Consider the following 19,827-nt stretch of genomic DNA (forward strand, 5'->3'; position numbering starts at 1 on the left):
AGACTGTGTGTGTTGGGTGACGGTGTGAGGAGGCCGCTGCGCGGAGTCCGGGTGGCACTGATGGGCGTCACAGGGACCATGGGTCGTTCGCTGCCGATGCGGTCGAGGGAGCAGATGTGGTGGCCGGCGCCGAGATCGGCCAGCCGTCGAGGTTGTCGTCGTGCGCTGGCTTCACCGCAGATGCCGTGTGATGTCCCAACGCTGGGTCCGCAAGGTTCGGTTCTGTGTCTCCGGTCGGTTCTGCTTCGTCGAACGCCCACTCGTTGTCCGGCTCGAACTGTTCCGTCGCACCGGTGAGTTCGGCCCATGGCTCGATCGGTGGTGCGGTGTCTTTCTCCATCGAGACAGGGGTTGCATCCTCGGACAGCTCGACCGGCGTAGGGCCCGCGGTGTCTGCCGTGTCGACGGCAGGGGCGTCGTCGTCGTTCTCAACTCGCACCCAGCGAGGTTCCTGTCCGCCGTCGTTGTTGGTGATCATCACCTGGGCGAAGCCGAGTTCGGCGAGACGGTCACGAGCCATGTCCTTGGCCCCGGTCAATGTCAGGGCCGGATCCCACGGGCACACCATGGTGTCGTCCGGAAGGAACATCACCTGTGTCTGCCGGTAGCCGTTCTTCGGGTCGTACGCCCATGCGCGTCCCTTCGGCGTTCCTGCGTCCGGGAATCGGGTGCCGTGGTCGGAGTTGAGGATCTGCTGCGACTCGTACTGGTCAAGGGGACCGACTCCGAGTCGGAACCCGAGCTGAGAGCGGAGCTGAGTCGAGATGATCTTCGCGTCGGGTTTCTGGGCCGCCGCGATGATGTTCACCTCGATCGCGCGGCCGAGCCGAGCGATCGACTCGAGATCGGCTCGGGCTTCGTCTTTGAGTTCCTCGATGTCGCTGTTGGAGCTCTTGGCGAGGAAGTCCGCGATCTCATCGAAGAACAAAATGAGCCGCTTGGGGACTGGACCGTGCTCGCGTTCCAGTTCAGGGTCGGTGGCGTAGCGGTCACGCACCCACTGCAGCTTCCGAATCTGCAGCTTGTTCAGCATCGTCTGCCGCTGATCCATCGACTGTTTGGCCAATCCGACGGCCGCGACGATCTCCGTGTCGGTCGCCGCGAAGCGAACCACCGAGGGGAACTCCGGGGTCCACGTGAAGTCGGTGCGCTTCGGGTCGCACACGATCACCTCGTACACGTCGGGCAGGACCATTGCGTAGAACAGCACGATCGACAAGGCGACCGACTTCCCCGAGCCTGTCTTTCCGCCGACTAGGCCGTGCGGAGTTTCATTGAGATCCCAGTCCAGCCACCCGCCGCCCTTCTGCGGCCCGAACCGCAGGATGCCGTTGCGTGCAAGCCGAATCGATTCGTCGAATTCAGGACTTCCAGGACTGGGGAACGCGAGCTGTTCGGGCAGTCTCGGTACAGCGGTCATCGTGACGATGCCCTCTGCAGGCTTCCACGCGTAGTGCCAGTCGTTGTGCGTTGCCAGAGAGTCCCAGTGCTCTTGGAACTCGTCGCGGGTTTCGCGCTTGTTGACATCGACGGAACCGAAGTTCACGCGTGCGACGCGGGGCAGCGCCTCCCCGGTCGCAGACAGGCCCTCTTGCCACTCGAGGATGTCGCAATCGACAGGAGTGCTGGCACGACCGAACTTCGACTCGACGACGTTGCGAAGCTTCTTTTCGACCGATTTCCTCTTGGCCCTGTCGTCGTCATGCCTGACAGATTCGATATCGAGTCGGGTCGCGCCGCCGTCGAACTGCCAATCGAACAACAAGCGAGCATCCGGCCACCGCGACTGCATGAGCGCATCGAGGCTGTCCTCGAAGCGGTCACGGAGTTTCCTCTCACCCAACGGTAGGGTGCCGAAGTCCACGCTGATCCTCGCTGGCTGATCCGACTCTTCATCGACCCAATCAATCACCTCAGCAACGACAGGGTCTTTCCCCGGTTTGGTGATGGCCGAACGCACATCGTCGGCGAACTTGCGCTCGTTGAGCTTTCGGCGTGCCGGCAACGAACCGCGGGCCTGACGAGTGATGCCGAGTAGCTGACTGTTGATGTCCCACTGGTAGATCCACTCGCCAGGGCAGGAGACAAGCCGGTCGAAGCCGCGCTCGATGCTGTCCCGGAATCCTGGATCGGTCAGGTCGTGAGAGCCGGCCGCGAACTGCATCTGGGTCGGGATGGGCACAGTGTGGCCATCTGCCCGGGTTTCATCGGACCATCCGGTGATGTCGAGGGCATAGCCGTCTCCTGCTGTGCGGGGAGTGAGCCGGAACAGGGATTTGAAGGCCTCACCGATTCTGCGGGCCACCTGCTGCTGCGTCAGGCGGGGATCGTCGCTGTCAACCGCGGTGAACTCGACGGTATTGGCCTTGGGCCAGTCGAATACCCATTCCTGCTGGGCGGGCGCGGGCGCGTTCTGCTCGATAGCGCGCTCAAGGGTCGGCCGCAGCAGTTGGGCGCTCGCTGCCGGGCAGGTGGCACCGATCGTCAGCTGCGCGGACCGGAAGGCACGACCGGAGGACCACTTCACGCCGGTGACGTACTGGGAGGGGCTGACCGGGCGGCTGAGTGTGCTGGTCGGCAACACCGCGATCTTCTGCAGGTTCGCGTAGACCGCATCGAGGGTGGCGCGTCGTCGGGGCATGACAACTCCTGCACGCACGAGAGTCGCCAGCAGCCATACAGCGCCGGCGAGCGCTACCCACATGCGGTGTTGTGGCAGCTGGTAGCCAACAACGACGGCGACGACCAACAACGCCCAGTTCAAAGCCGTGATCGGCACGGGACCGACGCGGGTGGAATCGGCTGTCCACGTCAGCACAGCCCAGTCTGTGAGAAGGCGCCTGGCCCAGTCGCCGAGCTGTTGCTGGAGACGGCTTCTGATTGCGTTGCCGCGTCGATTGCGTGCCACCGCGATTCCCCTTTCCTGGTAGCCGTGGGGGAATGATTGCAAGTGTCGTTCTGGTGGTCGGCAGCGTCGATGACCGGTGTGCGGTGGACAGCATCAGGCCGGTCGAACGCAGACTGCGCGCGACCGGCCTGATGTCGACGGATCAGAAGGGCGGTTCGTCGTCCGCGCCGAAGGAGGGAGAGGCGTTGCCCCAGGGGTCGTCCGACGGTGCCCCACCGCTGGTGTTCTGCTGGCGGGCCGCGCCCTGGCCGCCACTTCCAGCGTTGCCGTTGCTGCTGTTGGAGCGTGCGCCGCTGCGCTGAACCTTGGCGGTGGCGTAACGGAGGCTCGGGCCGATCTCGTCGACTTCGAGTTCGACGACGGTGCGCTTCTCACCTTCTCGGGTTTCGTACGAACGCTGCTTGAGTCGTCCCTGCACGATCACCCGCGAACCCCGAGAAAGACTCTCGGCGACGTTCTCGGCTGCTTCCCGCCACAGATTGCAGCGCAGGAACAGTGCTTCACCGTCCTTCCACTCGTTGGACTGGCGGTCGAACACGCGCGGAGTCGACGCAACGGTGAAGTTCGCGACTGCAGCGCCGGCCGGGGTGAATCGGAGTTCCGGATCGGCGGTGAGGTTGCCGATCACGGTGATGACGGTATCGCCTGCCATGGCTTTTCCTTCTTTCATTGGGTGACGACGTGCTGAGGCGGTGCCGGGTGGTGCCGCCCTGTGTGCTGTCAGGCAGTCTTCGGTTGGGTGGCTTCGTACGCGGTACGGGCAGCATCGATGAACCGTTGGGGCTGGTCCTCCCAGATGGCGATGCGCTCAGCGAAGTTCTCTGCTGCGACTTGTGTCAGGTCGGCCGTGTGGCACACCTTGACCAAGAACGGAGCAACCAAATGCTCGTGACCGGCCAGTTTGCACCGGGTGAGGAGGTTGCGCCAACGCTGCATCAGCTCCGCGTCGGCGGCGGCGGAGGTGACCGTCGTAGCCGCAACCGTCTCGGAACCCTGAGTAGCGCCACGTGTCGGCTCCGGTGCCGCGGCGGACTCATCCCGCCGGGCCTGATGCTCAGCCTGTCGGGATGCCGATCGCGAAGCGTCGTTGACCGGGGCAGCGGTGCCGTACTGCTCGTCGAGGTACGCGCCGACGGACTGCAGAGCACCACCGAACGCGGCAGTAGCCTGCGCAACGACCGTCTTGCGCCAGGTAGCGCGAGCGGTGTCGTCCGAGAGCATTGTCAGCTCGAACGGAACCAGCCGGGAAGCGATCTGGTGGATCCACTTGCCTGCTTCACCGTGAGAGCGGTCCATGCGCTTGGCCTGGCCCACGACAGCTGCCTGCACCTGGTCAGCCATGACCAGAAGCAATGTGGTCAGGTTCGTTGCTGCCATGGTCAACGCGGACATGTCGAGCAGGTGCGGCTGGCGTTGTTCCTGTTCGGCAAGCATCTGCTCGTTGTAGATGGCGTTCTCGAGCAGGATCATCGCGCCAGCCCACGTGTTGCGCCAACCCGAGATCAGGTACGAGCCTGCATTGACCCGACCGTCGGAGTTGAACGGATCCCACGGCTTGGCTTCCATGGCGTGCGCATTGCGCAGTGGGGGACGAGCACCGGGCGCCTGTGGGGCACCATTCGGTCCGGAAGATGCCAGGATTCGTGCCGCGACCGCCTCCGCGAGCGCGTCGACGTCGACGTCGACGGTGGCCGCCGACGGTGCAGGGGCGCTGGCGCGTTCGATGATCGCACCGGTGGGATTGCCTTCCGCGTCGATGGCTCTGATGAATCCAGCCGGGATCAAGTCGCCCTCGTGGTTACTGCGGAACATGTTCCACTGCAACGGGTTCGTCACTGCCTCACTGGAAATGAGGTTGCTGTTCGGGTTATCCGCTGGCCCGACGACCACGACAACGTTCGAACAATTCGACCGAGTCATGCTCGCTGACCTTTCGGTTCCCTTCCCGTCTTTCTGGGCACCACGCAGGTCGTTGATCGGTGTCAGATACGACACGATCTCCTTATCGGCGTTGCGGTACTTGCGCTTGGTTTCGATAGCGACATACAGCGGGATACGGTTGCTGAGGGCATGGCGAATCGCGCGCTCGAGTTCCCCGCCAGCCTGAATCGACGCACCGAAATTCTCACGGAGACCAATCGGTTCGCCGTTTTCGTTCTTCGCTGACGCAGCATTGAACTTCACATACAGCGACGGAGACCGCTGCTCCTGCGACCGGGCGGCGTCGATGCTGTCGACCTCGATGGATACGAACTCGCGGATGTACACCTGCGAGTACACGGGCAGGTTTTCTACCTCGGTTCCGACCTGCACGGCGACCGGCTTCTTCGAAGGATCCTTCGTGTACGCGACATACGAAGTGTTGTGAGCCTGTCGTGTGAACTGCTCCGGCATCCTTCTCTCCCTGATCTGTTCGGCTCCGCGTCGTAGGGCGGGCTCGTGATGTGTGATGAGCAAATAGTGGCGGGACCGACTGACACGTGCGGCACCACACGGTATCGGCGCTGGTTACGGTCCACTTCCGTCCCGCGAACGGTTCGAAGTGTGGCCTCCGCCAGGCGGTGTGGACTGCACCCCCGAGCGCTACGCAACGCGCGACAACCCCGGAACGGCGGGTTTTACATTCCGGGACATGAACGCTGATGCCTTGCTTGCTGGCGGAACCCACCGACTGTGCCCGGCCTGCCAAGGTGCGCTAATTCCGGTGACACGGCAGCGCTGTAGCCAGTGCCGCCACACCTCGGTCGCAGAGCTGCCGGCGCAGAAACCAGCGAAGGTCACGGCGCAGAGCAGCAGTGCACTGTCCGACTCAAGACTCCGGGACTCTCACCGAGGGGGACTGCTCCACGCGCCCCAGCACACGCTGTGGCTGGTGGTAGGGGGAACACCCGTCACGCAGGGCTCGATGCGCGCAGTCGCGGCGGGAGTGATCAAACACGAGAACGGACCGAAACTGCGCGCGTGGCGCGACACCATCACTCGGGAAGCCCTGCGTATCGGCGGTTCGGACTGGACACCGATCGACGGACCGGTGCGGTTGCACGTCGCTTTGACCGTGCCGGCCCCGTCGCGGGTGAACATCTCGGCCGTCGAACCGATCGAACACGGCATGGTTCCGCGATGCGCACCGATGACCACTCCCGATGTCGACAAGCTGCTGCGCGCTGTCCAGGACGCGTTATCGCCGCGCGACGACCGGAAGGCAGGAGAGACCACGAAGTTGCGGGCACGACGCTTCAAGCTGCTGACCGATGACTGCAGGATCGTCGATTCGCTAGCGGCCAAGACGTATCCGTGCCCCGGTCATACTCATCCGTGGGCGTTGCCGTGGCCAGGTGCGGTCATCCGGATCTCTTCATTGGATGTCGACACCCCACCGTTTCCTAATTCGACACTGCGTCGGCCCGATGCGTTTCCCCCAGAGGTGGGGGAGCTGCGAGATGCGGTTGGCCTGCGGAGGGCCGCGGTATGAGCAGGGCACTCGACGATGCCGCGTCACGGCGGATGACCAGTGAGGGTTCAGGGCGTGAGTGAATCCATCTTCGTAGCGGAACAAGTATTGCTCGGCCGTCTACTCGAAGGCGACGACGAGACGTTGTTGTCCCAGGCGACATCAGCGTTGTCGCCCGCTGCGTTCACCGACGAAGCACATCGCACGGTGTTCCAGGTGATCTGCGCGCTGTTCTCTGACGCTCGCCCAGTGGATCTGCCTACCGTCGCTGCTGCCCTCACCGAACGTGATCTGATTGCCCAGGTAGGCGGAGCGTCCAAGCTTGCAGCAATGACGAATGTGTCGTTGTCGGCGTCCGCCCGCGCGCCACAGCAACATCTCGAAACCTTGGCGAATCGCGAGCACATGCGACGCCTGACCACCCAACTGGAGCAGACCCTCGACCTGCTACGAGACGGCCGGCTCGCCTCCGTCGACGAAGTCCAGGCACGGCTGGCCGATGCCTTCGACACCCCGTCCTTCCAGTCCACCACCACTCCAGACATCGGCGAGCAAGTACAGGAACTGCGCGATGCGTTGCAGGTGAGACTGGAGAAAGGCGCCGACGGTCTCGACGGTGTCCCCACCGGTTGGAACGACCTCGATGGAGGCCAGGACAGCATGGCGCTGGTCAAGGGACTCAAACCTGGTCGGCTCACCATTCTCGCTGCTCGACCAGGCAGCGGAAAGACCACCGCGATCGTCGACTGGGTGCGGGCAGCATGTTCGTCCGGCGCCGGAGTCATCTTCTTCACTCTCGAACAGACCGCGGCGGAGATCACCGAGCTACTCGTCGTCGGCCAGTGCGCCAATCTGCATCGCGAAAAGCTTAAGGATCCCAGCCAACTGTCAGAGCTGTCATGGGACAAAGTCTCCGAAGCCATGGCCGAAGTGGCCTCCTGGAATCTGGTGATCGACGACACCACTCGCACCCTTCCTCGGATGCGTCGGGTGGCTGCCGCCGCGAGGAAGAAGTTCCAGGCCAACGGCGGTGATCTGCATGTCATGTTCGAGGACTTCATCCAGCTGACCGAAGCCGCCGATCCACAACAGGCCTCGCAGCCTCGTGCGCAGCAGATCTCTGACATCGCCAACGGATTCAAGGCCCTATCAAAGGACATGAACATCCACGTCGTTGCGGCGGCGCAGTTCAACCGCAATTCGGCCGAGGCAGACCGGCCGCCGAAGGCAAGCGAACTCAAAGGCTCCGGTGGTCTCGAGGAAGCGGCAGATCTCATCCTCGCACTCCATCGCCCTCATGCCGTCGATCCTCACGGCGCTACCGAAACTCCGGACGAGCTGACCGTTCTCGGCCTCAAAAACCGGCATGGCCGCGCTGGTTGGGCATTCCCCAGAACATTCCTCGGCGAGTTCGCACGTACCTCAGAACCCCGACCGAGACAGTTCGCCGGAGGCAACGGCTAACCACCACGCCTCGTGGATATTTCACCGCAGCATGCACCTACCATTGGAGGAGACACGTATGTCGACCACTGTCAGACCCAAAAGCACGAACGCACAGATCATCACAGCGGCAGCAGCACTCGCGAGCGCTCTGATTCTCGGATCTGCCGCCGTCTGGTTCGTCAAATGGAACGCCGCAGTAGCTGAATCGTTCACCGACCTGTCGGGCCCCAGCGCCGTCACACAGTGGGTGTGCCTTCCGTACACCGAGTTCGTACTCGACCAGCACCGTGCGGGCTTGACCCCGGACCAGATCACGGCAGCCCTCGAAGTGTCCGAGTACAGCCGCACAGGGCAGCTCGGGGTTACCCAGCCTCTGGCAGACATCAACGAACCACGCATCGACTCGACCGATGCATGCGGCCTGCCCCACGAGATCATCACCGCGTCGACCCGCTAGAACCGAAACGAACGCTGGTGCCCCACCCTCAGCTCATCGAAGGTGGGGCACCAGCGTTATAGGGAGTCCGGTGAGCCGTCCACGAAGGCTGCACCGCGGGGATCTACAGCAATCCCGCCTCCTGCATACCGACGAGCTTGCCGGCCTGCGCGCGCCACACCACATCGAATTGTGCGATGGCCTGGTCATTCGGTTCACCAGCAAACGTGTAGTCGACCTGGATGGTCGTGTCCTGAGCCCGTCCCCACCCGTACATCGTGGTCATGGTGCGCTCACCGCTCACGGTGACCGCGTACACCCTGGCCTCGTCGAGTCGATAGAACGCAGCGGTGACCGGCAACGACGACAAACGTAGTTGTTCCTCGGTTCCGCTATCGGACACCAGCCGTGTCGTCATGCATTCGTCGAGCCAGGTGTCGATGACCGCGGGATCTGCATTCGACGAGTTCGACAACTGCACATTGATGACCTGGGCCGCGGCGGGAGTCACGAACCGAGCACCCGACCATTTCGTGCCGGTGACCACCATCTCCTGCACGCGGGTTTGCAGGTCACCGCCGGGAACGCACTGTCCGTTGTCGGGTGCGGACATGCCTGCCGGCGTCCGCGCCGGTGTGGGCCGTACCTCGACATCCTGTTCTTCCCACCCGATGAATGTGCGTGCCGGAATGTCGTTGATCGTCAAGATCTGCTCATCGAACGCATGCATGTCGACCTCGGTGTCGCCACGCCCGAACTGGACCAGAGCGGTGATCGCTACGACAGCGACCACGATGGCCGCTACTGAACTCAGCGTGACCTTCCGATGCTCGCCCATCCATCGGTTCACCGCTGCGATCCGCTCGCGCATGTTCTTCCCCTCGTATGTGTCGATGCGTGGGCCTCATCGTGACAACCCCGGTTCGGGCGTTCGAGTGCTCATGAGGGACTGTTCGCCCGAACGACGGTCGGCATGATGACTTCCCGCGTAGTGCTCTTCCAGAGAGGTGCGATTGTGAGCGAGCGACTGTCCACGCGACGCCGTCCCGGCGCTTCCGCCCCACCGAAGCCGCTGGCATCACGGCGTGATCTGCTCGCGGCTGCACGGATTGTCGACGTCAGTGTCCCCACGATGCCCGTTCTGCGTCTGATTCGATTGTCCGTCGCGCACTACAACACTCGAAATCCGGACAAGCGTGCAGCGGATTACACCTCTGACGAGAGGTTCGTGGCCCGCATCTGCGTGAACTATCTACGGCACGCATGTAGCTCTTACGACGCGCACCGAGATTTCATCAGCGATACGGCGTCACCCGAGGACAGAGCTGCGGTCGGAGCCGTGATCAAAGGGCGCGTACTGCGTGCAATTGCAGAGACCTACCCGATGCTGGCCGAGGAGGCGCACCGTCAGGCCTTGGATGAGGACGCTAAGCCGCCTCGGCCGGCACTGAGACGAGCTGGAAGGCGCTGACGTGAGCACCATGAGTTGGAGAACGTGGACGACCGTCACCAACCCGTTCCGTAGCAACCACCCGGTTGATCGCCGGTACGCGCAGCTGAGCCGATGGCACGATCAGGTGGACATGTACCTGTGGTCGGCAGGCCTCGTATGTGCGGCTGTCCTGTTCGTGGTGCTCGTCGGTCCGCTCGGTGCGATTCCCGCGGTGATGGCGGCAGCGGCAGTGCCGGCCGGATCCGTGCTGTGTGTGCGTCGTGCATATCAGCGTCGTCTTGATGAAGCTCGCGACGCAGTGGCGGCGCTGGACGACGAGGTCGGTCCCCGCATCCTCCATCGCGGGAGAATGGTCGATGCCTCAGTGCGGGAATACGGTGATCGCGCGGCCGCGGCGCAGAACCGGATTCTCACGTCGGTCGCATACGAGCACGGCAGTCTGGGTGATCCTGACGTCATCGCCCGGCATCTCGCAGCAGCAACATGGCAGGTAATTCGGATGGCGTGCGAGCTGGACCAGATGACGAGGATCGTCAACAACATCGAAAGATCGAGTGCAGGCCAGCACGAACTAGGAGAAGTGACCGCGGCGGACTTCGACGTAGCCGATCAGGCACTGTCCGAACGACTCCGAGCTCTGCAGGCCGCATCGACTGCACTGGTGGACCTGGCTGATCAGGTTGCAGAACTCGATTGGCGGTTATTGGAACCAGCGGCACGTGAGAAATTGCTCGGCGTTGCGGTAGCTATGCCTTTGCCTGCCCGCGATGACTGCATCGACGTGCTCACCGGGCAGATCTCCGCGGCGCATCAGGTCCTTGACGCGGGCGGCTTCACACCACCGGCGCGACCTCCTCAGGAATAGCGGCCGCTTTCACCACTGCCGAGCTGGATATGCAGCAGGTGAGTGGTGGGGAGCGATGACTGGGGGCCAGTGTTGAGCAACGATCACAGCGACAACTCTCCAATTTCAGCGTGATCCTGTCCGCCGCAGTCGATGTGCCGGCAGGTGGGTGAGCTGCGAAAACGCAAGTCGCATGGAGTTGGTCGTGCCGCGCTTGCCGTGGCAGCCGGGCAATATTCGTGGCATCGGAGTTCACGAAGCCCACCCGGGCCCAACCACTTGGAGGACAACATGTCTGCTTCTACTCTTCCCCGCGCTGCACACCGGCTCCCCGCACAGGCAGTGCTCGGTACGGACATCGGGTCGGCCACCAGCGCTGCCGAGGCGCTGCGCACGGCAGGACTCGATTGGGGTCTGACCGTGCACGACACCGACAACATGACCTTGCTCGGAGAATCGGGTGTGATCAGCACTTCCCTGCCAGGGATGCGCATGATCATGCGTGACGACACCTATCAGGGACTTGCCGTTGTCGGTTCGCGCTACACCCCAGTTTCCAACGCTCAGGCGTTCGCGCTCGCCGACGACGCGCGTCTGCTCGGGGCGACCTTCGCGCACGCTGGTGAACTCGAGCACGGACGCAAGACCTTCCTGACGATGGACCTTCCGGAAGCTCGTGTGCGAGTCGGTGGTTCGGATCTTGTGGACTTCGGCATCGTGTTCCGGACATCGCACGACGGGTCCGGCAGCATCGTCGGTGAAGTCACCGGAAAACGTCTCGTGTGCACCAACGGTATGACGATCGGGCTCGGGAGTGCGCAGCGGTGGTCGATTCCTCACACGGCGTCGGCGCACGACCGCATGGACGCAGCAAAGGTGCTGTTGCAGGGCGCAATGCGGTACGCGAAAGAGTTCGCAGCCATCGGGGAGATGCTGATCTCACGGTCGATGACCCTCGCAGAGTTCATCGCCTACATCGACACCCTGTACCCGAAGCCGGACGAGGCGAAGAAGGCAGCGGTCACCCGTTGGGAGACTCGCCGTGCGGACCTGCTGCAACTGTTCCGCAGTGCTCCCACGCAGGAAGAGGGGCGTATGACTCACTGGGCGGCGCTGAACGCAGTCATCGAGTGGGAGGACTGGGGTCGCAGCGTGCGCACCAGCGCAGGTGAAACGGCAGATCAGGCGCGGGCCGCGCGTCAGTTCAACAACCCGGACTCGGTCGGCACGAAGCAGAACGCATTCCGCCTGCTGCAGCCTGCCTAATCTGGGACTGCCGGAGCCCACCCCGTACGCGGGGTGGGCTCCAGACGTTTCCGCTTCATCTCCGGTGCGCGAGCGCAGAACTGTCCACCGAACTCGAGATCAACGCGGCCCGCAGAGCATCACCACTGCTCAACGCAGGGGACTGGATCCACAGCGGGGAGCGCCACGACCAATCCCCGGAACCGGGCCGCATACGGTGTGAAGCGCTCACGACCCCTCACTGACGGAAAGGCACCGATGACGGCGTCCGCTATCCCACCCAGCCCCGCCGCCGATGGTGACCAGCTCGCCCGCCTCGACGCTGAGATCGCAGCGACCCGGAAACGGCTGGCACGTCTCCGACACGAAGCCGCCGCAGCCCACGAGCGCAGCCGGCGCCTCGCCGAAGCACACGCCGAAGCAGCCGCCGAACACCGAGCCACTCCTGACGGACTGGCCTCCTCCTTGAGAGCACTCGAATTGGCGCTGCTACGCCGCCGGCCCGCCGCGGAGGTCCGCCATCTGCAACGCCTCCACGTTCAGGCCGAACTCGATGCAGCCATGGAATACCGCGCTCGCACTGCCAAATGGGGACACCGGCCCGGCGACGGTCCGCTGCAGGCATGCCCGATCGGAACAGGGGAGGGGTTCATCTCCTGGACCCTCCACTTGGCCATCACCGGCACGTACAGGCACAGCGTCGACCACTCGACAGAAACCCTCTCCGTTCGGTTGGCCCGCCCCAGCGACACTGGCCGACGCCTACGTACCAACGTCAACATCCCCACCAGCCTGATCACTCGGGAAGGCCTCGCACTCTCTACAGTTCTGCCCGCTGCCATAACCAAACCGGTTGAGGACGCCAAGCTCCGCCGCTGGCTCGGCCGACACTATGGCGCCATCGTCGACTCGCTGACCACAGGACACCGATGACAACCGCAAACGTCGCGTGAATCGAGACCCCCGATCACCCGAACCCCACCCGCTACGGTCTGTCGTATCGGAGACACGCATCACCACTCGAACGAGGCGACCGCTCATTCGTTGACCGGGTGGAGGGAGGGGAGCGCACGTGTGTATCGGCGCCAACGAACCCGGAGGACCACGCAGGTGCTCAGCAGACGCCGCCGCACGAAGCGCCCGGACGGCAGCTGCCTCCATCAAAGCAGCCGCCTACGCAGATGCCCTGTCCGCCGAATGCACCTTCGACGAGGCTCACCTCGAACTCCTCGAACTGCAACGCAAAGCTGTTATGGGCGAGCCCCTCACACCCGAGGAACAAGTAACCCTCCACACTGGGTCACCACAATTCGGCCCACCTCAAGACTCCTTGCGCGAACAGTACGAAGAGTTCGCCCGTCACTCACGCCAACTGGGCCTCGACCCCGGCACCTACGACGACTACGTCGCCATCGAACACGCCGTGGCCGACGCCAACCTTGAATGGCACAACGACAACGCCGACACTGCGGACCTCGCTGCAGAAGCAGCGTTCCACGAGTGGGAAGCCGACACAGCTTCCGGCCAGTACCTACGCATGGAACGCGCCGACGCTCTCACCGCTGCGGTCGAGCACGCCGCCGAGCTCGACATCGAACAAGCACAAGCGCTACTCCACGAACGCATCAACTCACCCGAACACCACCGTCTACTCACCGCCTGTGACCAGGCCCGATCCATCGAGAAAGTCGCAGAACAACGCTGGGCGACCGTAGAGAACAGCGACGACGCTGACGCTCTCACCTCCGCCCGGTCCCAGCTCTACGATGCCTACTGCGCCCGACTCATCGCTGAAGACGATCTCGCCGCGCACACAACAATCACCGACGCCTACGCAGCACGGGTCAGAGAACTATCCGGCACCACGCCGGCCGAGGACTCACCGCCAGCTGTCGAGTCTCCTTCCAAGCCACATGCGACCGCGCCGGCCGAAACGAACTCGGCATCTCGCGACTACACCTGGGTGATGGAACCGGCGACCGAAGATGAGCGCCGAAACAACCACATCGCTGTGTCCGACCTCGCTGCGTATCGCGGGATCAGCACCGAACAAGCCTCCGAGATGATCAGCGCCGAGATAACCTCCGGCACAAAGCCCGACGACGCCATACGTGGCCTGTATCGCAACTACAACCCAGCCGCGGACAACGACCGGCGATTCGTCGTCGTCGATCTGACGACCAACACCCCCTCACCGGGATGCAGTGAAATCGTCAACTCAGGGATCGTCGTGATCACCAGCCGGGGCGAGATCACCGACCGCATCAACGAGCTGCACGGCATCGACCCCCGCGCCGCTCGCACCATCGGCACCGGCACCCACCATCTCCGTTACGACGAAATACATGGACAACCTCAATTCGGGGACTCCCGCAGCAAAGCCCGCCTGCAAGCGCTCCTCGACGATCCCAACACCACATTGGTGGCCCACGACGGCAGCCGACAACGTCAGTTCCTCGCCGCAAACGGAGTCACCGCGCCCCGAGTCATCGACACCCGACGGTTGACCGAACGAATCGACAGATCGGGTGGCACCCTCGCGGACTTCACCGCAGCGCACGGCATCGACCACCCCGCCATGAACGGCGCCTACAACAACGCGCTTGCCACAGCCCGAGGACTGCTCGGATTCTGGCGCGAGCAGCACAAATAAGAAGTCCCCACAACACCGACCAACCCAGCGCCGCACTCTCACCCACTTCCACGAAAGGCGTCCATGCCAAAAACACGCGCAACCGGAACCGCCACCCGCACGACTCCGCTGGACTGGTGGGCCGTCACAGCTACCATCGCCACCACCCAACAGGCACGATTCGCGTCTTCGCAGCACCGCTACCCATCAATCGACCATGCCGAACTCATCGAGCGCGGCCCCACCCGCGTCGAGAGGCGCAGTGTCAACACCGCTGCGGTGCCGGTACTTGCAGTTCGCCGCACCGACCTCGAAACCCACACCGGCACTGCAGAAGGCCAGTGGCTTACCGTGCACGCCTTGTCATGGGCCAGGTATCCGCTCCGCCAGCACCGGCCCGGCTATACGACACCGATCCTGCTGCTCCTCCTTGCGCTGCTCTGCACCATCACCACATTCACCGATGACAACGACTCCGCTGGCCGCCTCGTCGCCCTCGTCGCTGCGGCCTTCCTCGCCACAGGCGGTGCTTGGCTGCTCCGGTACCGCCGCCACCGATTCCAGGAACGCACCTGGGCCGCCGACACCGAAGCGACCAGCGTCGCCGGTCTCGCAGCAGCCGAAACGTTGCTGACCCCAGCAAGCCCCGAGCTGTACAAGACGGCTGTTCACAGCTGGATCAATCAGCACCGCACCACCACCGTCGACGCTCGACTACGACGACTGCGCACCAGATCATCCGAGACGTGCGGTTCACTGTCCGAGTGACACGATCGAACGTCGGTAGATGCGCGGTGGGGGTCGTCCTGGTGGCGACCGGACACGCGGAGTACCAGCCACAGACCCGCCTCAGTAGGTGTGGATACTGCCGTCGTGCATAGATGACTTCGTGGAACGCGCCGAGTCCTCTGGTGAGGCCGCCTCTTTCCCTTCGCGTGGACGCCCGGGATGGCGTCCATTACGTTCGAGCCAGTCGTGACTATCGAGAAACGTCTCTCAGCGCCGCCCACGCGCCGATGATGGCTTCCGCTAGCTCTGGGGCTCGTTGGCCACCGAGCCGGTTTCGATCTGCTGCGTCGTAGTCCTCGAAAAATTGGACAACCCACCCCTCATCCTCGGCACTGCCGTCGTACTGTGCCCGCACATCGATGGGCTGCCGAGTGAACGGGTTCATCATGGACGCGCGAATCACTCGCTCGCCGGCCCACCTCGCATCGGTGCCGCAGAACAGCGAGACGAGCTCAAGCGCCTCGTGCTGATCAGGGACGACACGTTCATTACTCATACCCACGTTCTTCCTCACCGGCGAAGTACGGACGAAATCTGAAAGGGGATGGAGCAGCCAGCACGCTCGGTGACGACGATGGTCGTTACCGGGGTGCTAGCTCCCACCAGCGACGATATTCGATCCTCACAAGACTTGGACGAGGCGGGGGAGTCCCAGCGTCCGGAGGCTCGACGAGCTGGGCCACTGAGGGGGACTGTACGACGGTGATGAGAGTTGTCGGCGCGATGACATCTGCGAAGCCGGCGGCCCGGGATGCCTCGACGTCGTGGTGCAGCGGGTTCGTCGCGCGCACGGCGCGGGCGAACTCGCGAACCTTCTCGCGGCCGACGAGGTATGTCGTCGGCGGGAAGACCCGGCCGGCGAGGTTGGGGTTCAGTGGTGGCATCGCTCGAGACTATCGACGGTGAGGCGGGCGGGGACGAGGGCCTCTGGGTTGTTCGCGCTCGATCGCAGACGGGTCCCGCTAACTCCAGCGAGAAGACACTGCAACACCGTGTTGCCGACGTCCCTAACGTCGCTCCCGTCAACCGCAGGCATGGGCCTGCCTCTGCAGTAGGAGGAACGATGGCCGATCCGTACATCACGATCCCCGACGCGTTCATCGCACTCGCGAACGAAGCAAACGATCATCCCGACGAACTCGACCTGGGTGTCAGCGACGACAGGTTGAGGCTGTGGCTGTCGAACAGCTATCCGGGGTTCTCGCCCTACCTTCAGATGTGCAAAGGTTCGGCAGGAAACGCGGTCGTGGAGGTGCGTTCGCAGGCCAATAATCGTGACAGTGAAGGGAACTCGACAAGGGTGACGTTGACTGACACATCCGTGCCAGTCGACCGCACAGATCCCTGTTCTGCAGCCCGGCTCGCGCTCGGATGCTGGCTCAGCACTCTCTGATCGCACTACTCGACGGCGGCCAGTCGTTCAGGATTCACGCTAGCCCGACCCGTCATCCCACTTCAAACATGAACGATCCGACGTTCGTTCCGCCCGACCCTGCGATCAATCGCGCGACGAGAGGTACGCAACGAGCTGGGTGACCCGTTCGGGATCGAGTACGAACTGGAAGTGCTCGCAATCCGCGGGTGGACAGTCGGGATGCCCGATCATCCCCGTGAAGATTGCGCTGCCGTCTTCCTCTCGGTTGACGGTCATCGACAGCTCTTGGATCGACGGCTCACCTGTAAGAGTTGATGCTGGCCAGGACTCTCGGAGATGCAGCTCGTCTTCCACGAAACATAGACTACGGACCCGGCCGCACGTACTGCTCTGCCTATGCCGAGAATGAAGGCGTGCATCTACGAAACCTGTCCCGACGCACCTGCGTCGCTACCGCAACCGAGTCGGGTGCCCGATGAGCGGGGCCCGCGAAGCGGTCGCGGCCGCCGGTGGGTGGCGGAAATGGTTCTCGGCTGCCCATGAGCTTCCTCCAACCGCGACGAAAGCAGAGAAAGCGGATCGGGGCCGCGAATTCGAGGGCGCGCTCATCGAGATGTTCAACGAAGACGGGCTCAAGCCGCGAGCAAGCTATCGCCCGACAGGGGAGGAGGTGGACGGCTCGATCTGGCTGGATGGCCGAACGTACCTGTTCGAAGCCAAGTGGACGTCCGCAGCCCACCCAGCCTCCAGCCTGTATCAGTTCAAGGGCAAGGTTGACGGTAAGCTGACCGGCACAATCGGCCTATTTTTCAGCATGAGCGGTTACAGCACAGACGCCGTCGATGCGTTGATAGCTGGAAAAGACCTAAATCTCGTGCTCTTCGATCGTGCCGACGTCGACCTCGTGATCAAGAACAGGATCGGTATTGCGGAGGCTATTCGTTTGAAGCTGCGCGCTGCGGCAGAGTCCTGCACTCCCTTCGCTCAGCTCGGCAGTCTCTTAACCTGGATGCACCGATCAGGCTGATGTGATGGGCGAGTCGTAACGGCGAAATGCCCTGTCGTAGTGAAAGAATTGAACTTCTCACAGAAACAATTCGGCCACAACGAAGGGCATCTCGTAGATGCAACTCTCTCACACCCGGCCCGTCGCTGCGGCGAGGTTCGACGATCCGAATCTCGTGTCGACCGCTGGGCTGGTTCCGATCATGGGTCTGGCGCAGAACTGCGGCCTGCAGGCTCTCGCCGACGAACACCTCAGCGTTCCCACCGACAAGGGTGCTCACTCCGGCGACAAGATCGGAGCACTCGTCGCGGGAATGGTCGCCGGCGCGGACAGCATCGCCGACATGGCATTACTACGGCACGGGGCGATGGGAACACTCTTCGACCGCCCGTACGCACCGTCGACGCTGGGGTCGTTCCTGCGCACCTTCACCTTCGGGCACGTTCGGCAACTCGACGCCGTTGCCTCCCGGTTCCTGCGCGGACTGGCCACCAGAACTCCGCTGGTGGCCGGGATCGACACCGAACGCGTGCTGGTCGACATCGACGATTCGATCATCGAAGTGCACGGGCACGGCAAACAGGGTTCCGGATACGGCTATTCCGGGGTCCGCGGACTGAACGCGCTGATCACCACGGTCACCACCGACACCGCGGCCCCGGTGATCGTCGGACAGCGTCTGCGCAAAGGGTCCTGCGGATCAGCGCGTGGAGCAGCCCGGATGATCGCCGACACCCTGACCACCGTCGCGCACCTGCACACAGCTACCGCCGGCCCAGGGGCGCGAACCACGGCACAGGCCACGCCCAGACCGCTGGTGCGGGCCGACTCGGCGTTCTACGGATATCCCACCATCGGGGCGGCGCTGCGCGGCGGCGCCGACGTCTCGGTCACCGTGCGCCTGACCTCACCCATCAAGACCGCGATCGCCTCGATCGACGAGGATGCGTGGACTCCGATCGAGTACACCAACGCGATCTACGACCACGACACCGAACGCTGGATCTCGGCTGCCGAGGTCGCGGAGATACCGTTCACCGCGTTCGCCTCGAAGAAGAAGACCCACCGGGTTCCGGGGCGGTTGATCGTACGGCGTATCCCCGACCTGCGGCCGAAGAAGGACCAGGGCCAGGGCGAATTGTTCGACGTCTGGCGGTTTCATGCCTTCTTCACCACCGTCGACGCCACCGATCTCGATGCCGTCGCCGCCGACAAGCTCCACCGCCATCACGCGATCATCGAGCAGGTCCACGCGGACCTGAAGAGCTCCGCGCTCGCTCATTTGCCGTCGTCTCGGTTCACTGCCAATGCTGCGTGGCTGGTCTGCGCGGTGATGGCGTTCAACCTCACCCGCGCCGCGGCTACCGTCACAGGCGATCCGAAGCTGGTCAAGGCCACCACCGGAACTGTCCGGCGGACCATTGTGTCGGTCCCTGCTCGGATCGCGTCGTCGGCGCGCCGGTTGACGTTGCATCTACCCCAACAGTGGCCGTGGGAATCGGGGTGGAACGCCCTGTTCGACACGGTGTTCGGACGAAACCGACCGATTCTCGGCTAACAGACACTCCCTGCCCGCCAACGACTCGAAAGACCAGTGGAACAACCCGACATCGAAGGTCGGAAGATCGTCCATGTCCACACCCTGTCCCAAGTCGTGCAATGGAAGCCACGACGACAGCATCAGACGCTCGGTGCATTGAGGCTTAACTACCCGATACGCGGGGGAGGCCGTCGGGCAGCGACCGACGATCGTCTTCGTCGAAGGCCCCGTTGATCGGCAAGCCTTAGACATTCTGCGTGAAACCCGGAATGCCACCGAACCAGTGGAGCTGATAGCCACTTCGGGGCCGTCAAATATGGCGCCGACGATCGACGCGGTACTCAATGCCTCTAGCGCGCCCATACCGTTCGTGGCGATCATCGAGGATGACGAGGCGGGAGTCAGAGTTGGTCGCGACGTCCAAGAACTCGTGGATCGTGTCAACGCTGAAGGTGGTAGGGCCGAACTACTCTGGATACCAGGCTCACTGGAAGCGTCTCTTGGACTCGTTGACGCCGAAGGCCGGCCGACTCGACATGTGTCTCAGGCTCGGCTTTGGAAACACCTGATGGAAGTCGACCTCGACCACCAGGTCACGCTTCATCCTGAACTAGGACCAGTGCTCCGGGCCGCTGGAATTCCGATGTCGAAGCACGACTGAGCGGTCTCTGTGTGGTGGCGTTCGTTATGGCTACGCACCCA

Annotated in this window: 18 protein-coding genes; 11 read left to right on the forward strand and 7 right to left on the reverse strand. The window is 63.3% G+C overall.

Features of this window, described 5'->3' with window-relative positions:
• Positions 1 to 67: 67 nt before the first annotated feature.
• The 3 genes from BO226_RS24925 to BO226_RS24935 form a co-directional block, all read right to left on the reverse strand.
• Positions 68 to 2,818 (reverse strand): FtsK/SpoIIIE domain-containing protein, encoded by a 2,751-nt coding sequence (locus tag BO226_RS24925; protein WP_071936574.1) that lies wholly within the window; start codon positions 2,816 to 2,818, stop codon positions 68 to 70.
• Between the two features lie 232 nt (positions 2,819 to 3,050).
• On the reverse strand, positions 3,051 to 3,560 hold the full coding sequence (locus BO226_RS24930; protein ID WP_071936575.1) for a single-stranded DNA-binding protein: 510 nt from the start codon (positions 3,558 to 3,560) through the stop codon (positions 3,051 to 3,053).
• Between the two features lie 68 nt (positions 3,561 to 3,628).
• A complete protein-coding gene (locus BO226_RS24935; protein ID WP_071936576.1) occupies positions 3,629 to 5,302 on the reverse strand; it encodes a hypothetical protein in 1,674 nt (557 codons plus the stop codon).
• Between the two features lie 478 nt (positions 5,303 to 5,780).
• On the opposite strand from BO226_RS24935, the gene BO226_RS24940 reads away from it, so the two are divergent.
• From BO226_RS24940 to BO226_RS24950, 3 genes are read left to right on the forward strand one after another with little or no spacing between them, the layout of a single operon-like run.
• Complete coding sequence (locus BO226_RS24940; RefSeq protein ID WP_156666148.1) at positions 5,781 to 6,380, forward strand: RusA family crossover junction endodeoxyribonuclease; 600 nt, start codon at positions 5,781 to 5,783, stop codon at positions 6,378 to 6,380.
• Between the two features lie 54 nt (positions 6,381 to 6,434).
• The gene (locus BO226_RS24945) at positions 6,435 to 7,823 is read left to right on the forward strand and encodes a replicative DNA helicase (RefSeq protein WP_198040690.1); all 1,389 of its coding nucleotides are present in this window, start codon (positions 6,435 to 6,437) and stop codon (positions 7,821 to 7,823) included.
• Between the two features lie 58 nt (positions 7,824 to 7,881).
• Positions 7,882 to 8,262 carry a hypothetical protein gene (locus BO226_RS24950; protein WP_064257086.1) on the forward strand — a complete coding sequence of 127 codons (381 nt, stop codon included), beginning with the start codon at positions 7,882 to 7,884 and terminating at the stop codon, positions 8,260 to 8,262.
• Between the two features lie 103 nt (positions 8,263 to 8,365).
• Here the strand turns inward: BO226_RS24950 and BO226_RS24955 are convergent, their stop codons facing one another.
• Complete coding sequence (locus tag BO226_RS24955; RefSeq protein WP_071936579.1) at positions 8,366 to 9,112, reverse strand: hypothetical protein; 747 nt, start codon at positions 9,110 to 9,112, stop codon at positions 8,366 to 8,368.
• Positions 9,113 to 9,713: 601 nt separating this feature from the next.
• On the opposite strand from BO226_RS24955, the gene BO226_RS24965 reads away from it, so the two are divergent.
• The 5 genes from BO226_RS24965 to BO226_RS24990 all read left to right on the forward strand — a co-directional run bounded on the left by BO226_RS24965 (position 9,714) and on the right by BO226_RS24990 (position 15,183).
• Positions 9,714 to 10,559: a hypothetical protein gene (locus tag BO226_RS24965; protein WP_156895391.1), complete on the forward strand. Its 846-nt coding sequence runs from the start codon at positions 9,714 to 9,716 to the stop codon at positions 10,557 to 10,559.
• 270 nt (positions 10,560 to 10,829) lie between these two features.
• Entirely contained in the window at positions 10,830 to 11,804 is a 975-nt protein-coding gene (locus tag BO226_RS24970) for a DUF932 domain-containing protein (protein ID WP_175428155.1), read from the forward strand.
• A gap of 237 nt (positions 11,805 to 12,041) precedes the next feature.
• Positions 12,042 to 12,716 (forward strand): hypothetical protein, encoded by a 675-nt coding sequence (locus BO226_RS27380; RefSeq protein ID WP_156895392.1) that lies wholly within the window; start codon positions 12,042 to 12,044, stop codon positions 12,714 to 12,716.
• 397 nt (positions 12,717 to 13,113) lie between these two features.
• A complete protein-coding gene (locus BO226_RS24985; protein ID WP_071936584.1) occupies positions 13,114 to 14,436 on the forward strand; it encodes a hypothetical protein in 1,323 nt (440 codons plus the stop codon).
• Between the two features lie 63 nt (positions 14,437 to 14,499).
• Positions 14,500 to 15,183 (forward strand): hypothetical protein, encoded by a 684-nt coding sequence (locus BO226_RS24990; protein WP_071936585.1) that lies wholly within the window; start codon positions 14,500 to 14,502, stop codon positions 15,181 to 15,183.
• 211 nt (positions 15,184 to 15,394) lie between these two features.
• Here BO226_RS24990 and BO226_RS24995 read toward each other — a convergent pair whose 3' ends face one another.
• Positions 15,395 to 15,700 (reverse strand): hypothetical protein, encoded by a 306-nt coding sequence (locus tag BO226_RS24995; RefSeq protein WP_071936586.1) that lies wholly within the window; start codon positions 15,698 to 15,700, stop codon positions 15,395 to 15,397.
• Between the two features lie 85 nt (positions 15,701 to 15,785).
• Positions 15,786 to 16,088 carry an FAS1-like dehydratase domain-containing protein gene (locus tag BO226_RS25000; RefSeq protein ID WP_071936587.1) on the reverse strand — a complete coding sequence of 101 codons (303 nt, stop codon included), beginning with the start codon at positions 16,086 to 16,088 and terminating at the stop codon, positions 15,786 to 15,788.
• Between the two features lie 179 nt (positions 16,089 to 16,267).
• Between BO226_RS25000 and BO226_RS25005 the strand changes: the two genes are divergently transcribed.
• Entirely contained in the window at positions 16,268 to 16,597 is a 330-nt protein-coding gene (locus BO226_RS25005; RefSeq protein WP_071936588.1) for a hypothetical protein, read from the forward strand.
• Between the two features lie 105 nt (positions 16,598 to 16,702).
• Here the strand turns inward: BO226_RS25005 and BO226_RS27385 are convergent, their stop codons facing one another.
• Positions 16,703 to 16,855: a hypothetical protein gene (locus BO226_RS27385; RefSeq protein WP_156895393.1), complete on the reverse strand. Its 153-nt coding sequence runs from the start codon at positions 16,853 to 16,855 to the stop codon at positions 16,703 to 16,705.
• Positions 16,856 to 17,054: 199 nt separating this feature from the next.
• Between BO226_RS27385 and BO226_RS25010 the strand changes: the two genes are divergently transcribed.
• Both BO226_RS25010 and BO226_RS25015 read left to right on the forward strand, forming a co-directional pair.
• Complete coding sequence (locus tag BO226_RS25010; RefSeq protein WP_071936589.1) at positions 17,055 to 17,606, forward strand: restriction endonuclease; 552 nt, start codon at positions 17,055 to 17,057, stop codon at positions 17,604 to 17,606.
• A 97-nt stretch (positions 17,607 to 17,703) separates the two neighbouring features.
• A complete protein-coding gene (locus BO226_RS25015) occupies positions 17,704 to 19,143 on the forward strand; it encodes an IS1380 family transposase (RefSeq protein ID WP_071934730.1) in 1,440 nt (479 codons plus the stop codon).
• Positions 19,144 to 19,827 lie beyond the last annotated feature (684 nt).

This window comes from Rhodococcus sp. 2G, from assembly GCF_001886355.1.
GTDB classification, from domain to species: Bacteria; Actinomycetota; Actinomycetes; order Mycobacteriales; family Mycobacteriaceae; genus Rhodococcus; species Rhodococcus pyridinivorans.

What these genes read in the sequence shown, in the direction of transcription:
- BO226_RS24930 (WP_071936575.1), bottom strand. Translation starts at nt 3,560, where the DNA reads ATGGCAGGCGATACCGTCATCACCGTGATCGGCAACCTCACCGCCGAT.
- BO226_RS24935 (WP_071936576.1), bottom strand. Translation starts at nt 5,302, where the DNA reads ATGCCGGAGCAGTTCACACGACAGGCTCACAACACTTCGTATGTCGCG.
- BO226_RS24950 (WP_064257086.1), top strand. Translation starts at nt 7,882, where the DNA reads ATGTCGACCACTGTCAGACCCAAAAGCACGAACGCACAGATCATCACA.
- BO226_RS24955 (WP_071936579.1), bottom strand. Translation starts at nt 9,112, where the DNA reads ATGCGCGAGCGGATCGCAGCGGTGAACCGATGGATGGGCGAGCATCGG.
- BO226_RS24970 (WP_175428155.1), top strand. Translation starts at nt 10,830, where the DNA reads ATGTCTGCTTCTACTCTTCCCCGCGCTGCACACCGGCTCCCCGCACAG.
- BO226_RS27380 (WP_156895392.1), top strand. Translation starts at nt 12,042, where the DNA reads ATGACGGCGTCCGCTATCCCACCCAGCCCCGCCGCCGATGGTGACCAG.
- BO226_RS24990 (WP_071936585.1), top strand. Translation starts at nt 14,500, where the DNA reads ATGCCAAAAACACGCGCAACCGGAACCGCCACCCGCACGACTCCGCTG.
- BO226_RS24995 (WP_071936586.1), bottom strand. Translation starts at nt 15,700, where the DNA reads ATGAGTAATGAACGTGTCGTCCCTGATCAGCACGAGGCGCTTGAGCTC.
- BO226_RS25000 (WP_071936587.1), bottom strand. Translation starts at nt 16,088, where the DNA reads ATGCCACCACTGAACCCCAACCTCGCCGGCCGGGTCTTCCCGCCGACG.
- BO226_RS25005 (WP_071936588.1), top strand. Translation starts at nt 16,268, where the DNA reads ATGGCCGATCCGTACATCACGATCCCCGACGCGTTCATCGCACTCGCG.
- BO226_RS27385 (WP_156895393.1), bottom strand. Translation starts at nt 16,855, where the DNA reads ATGACCGTCAACCGAGAGGAAGACGGCAGCGCAATCTTCACGGGGATG.
- BO226_RS25010 (WP_071936589.1), top strand. Translation starts at nt 17,055, where the DNA reads ATGAGCGGGGCCCGCGAAGCGGTCGCGGCCGCCGGTGGGTGGCGGAAA.
- BO226_RS25015 (WP_071934730.1), top strand. Translation starts at nt 17,704, where the DNA reads ATGCAACTCTCTCACACCCGGCCCGTCGCTGCGGCGAGGTTCGACGAT.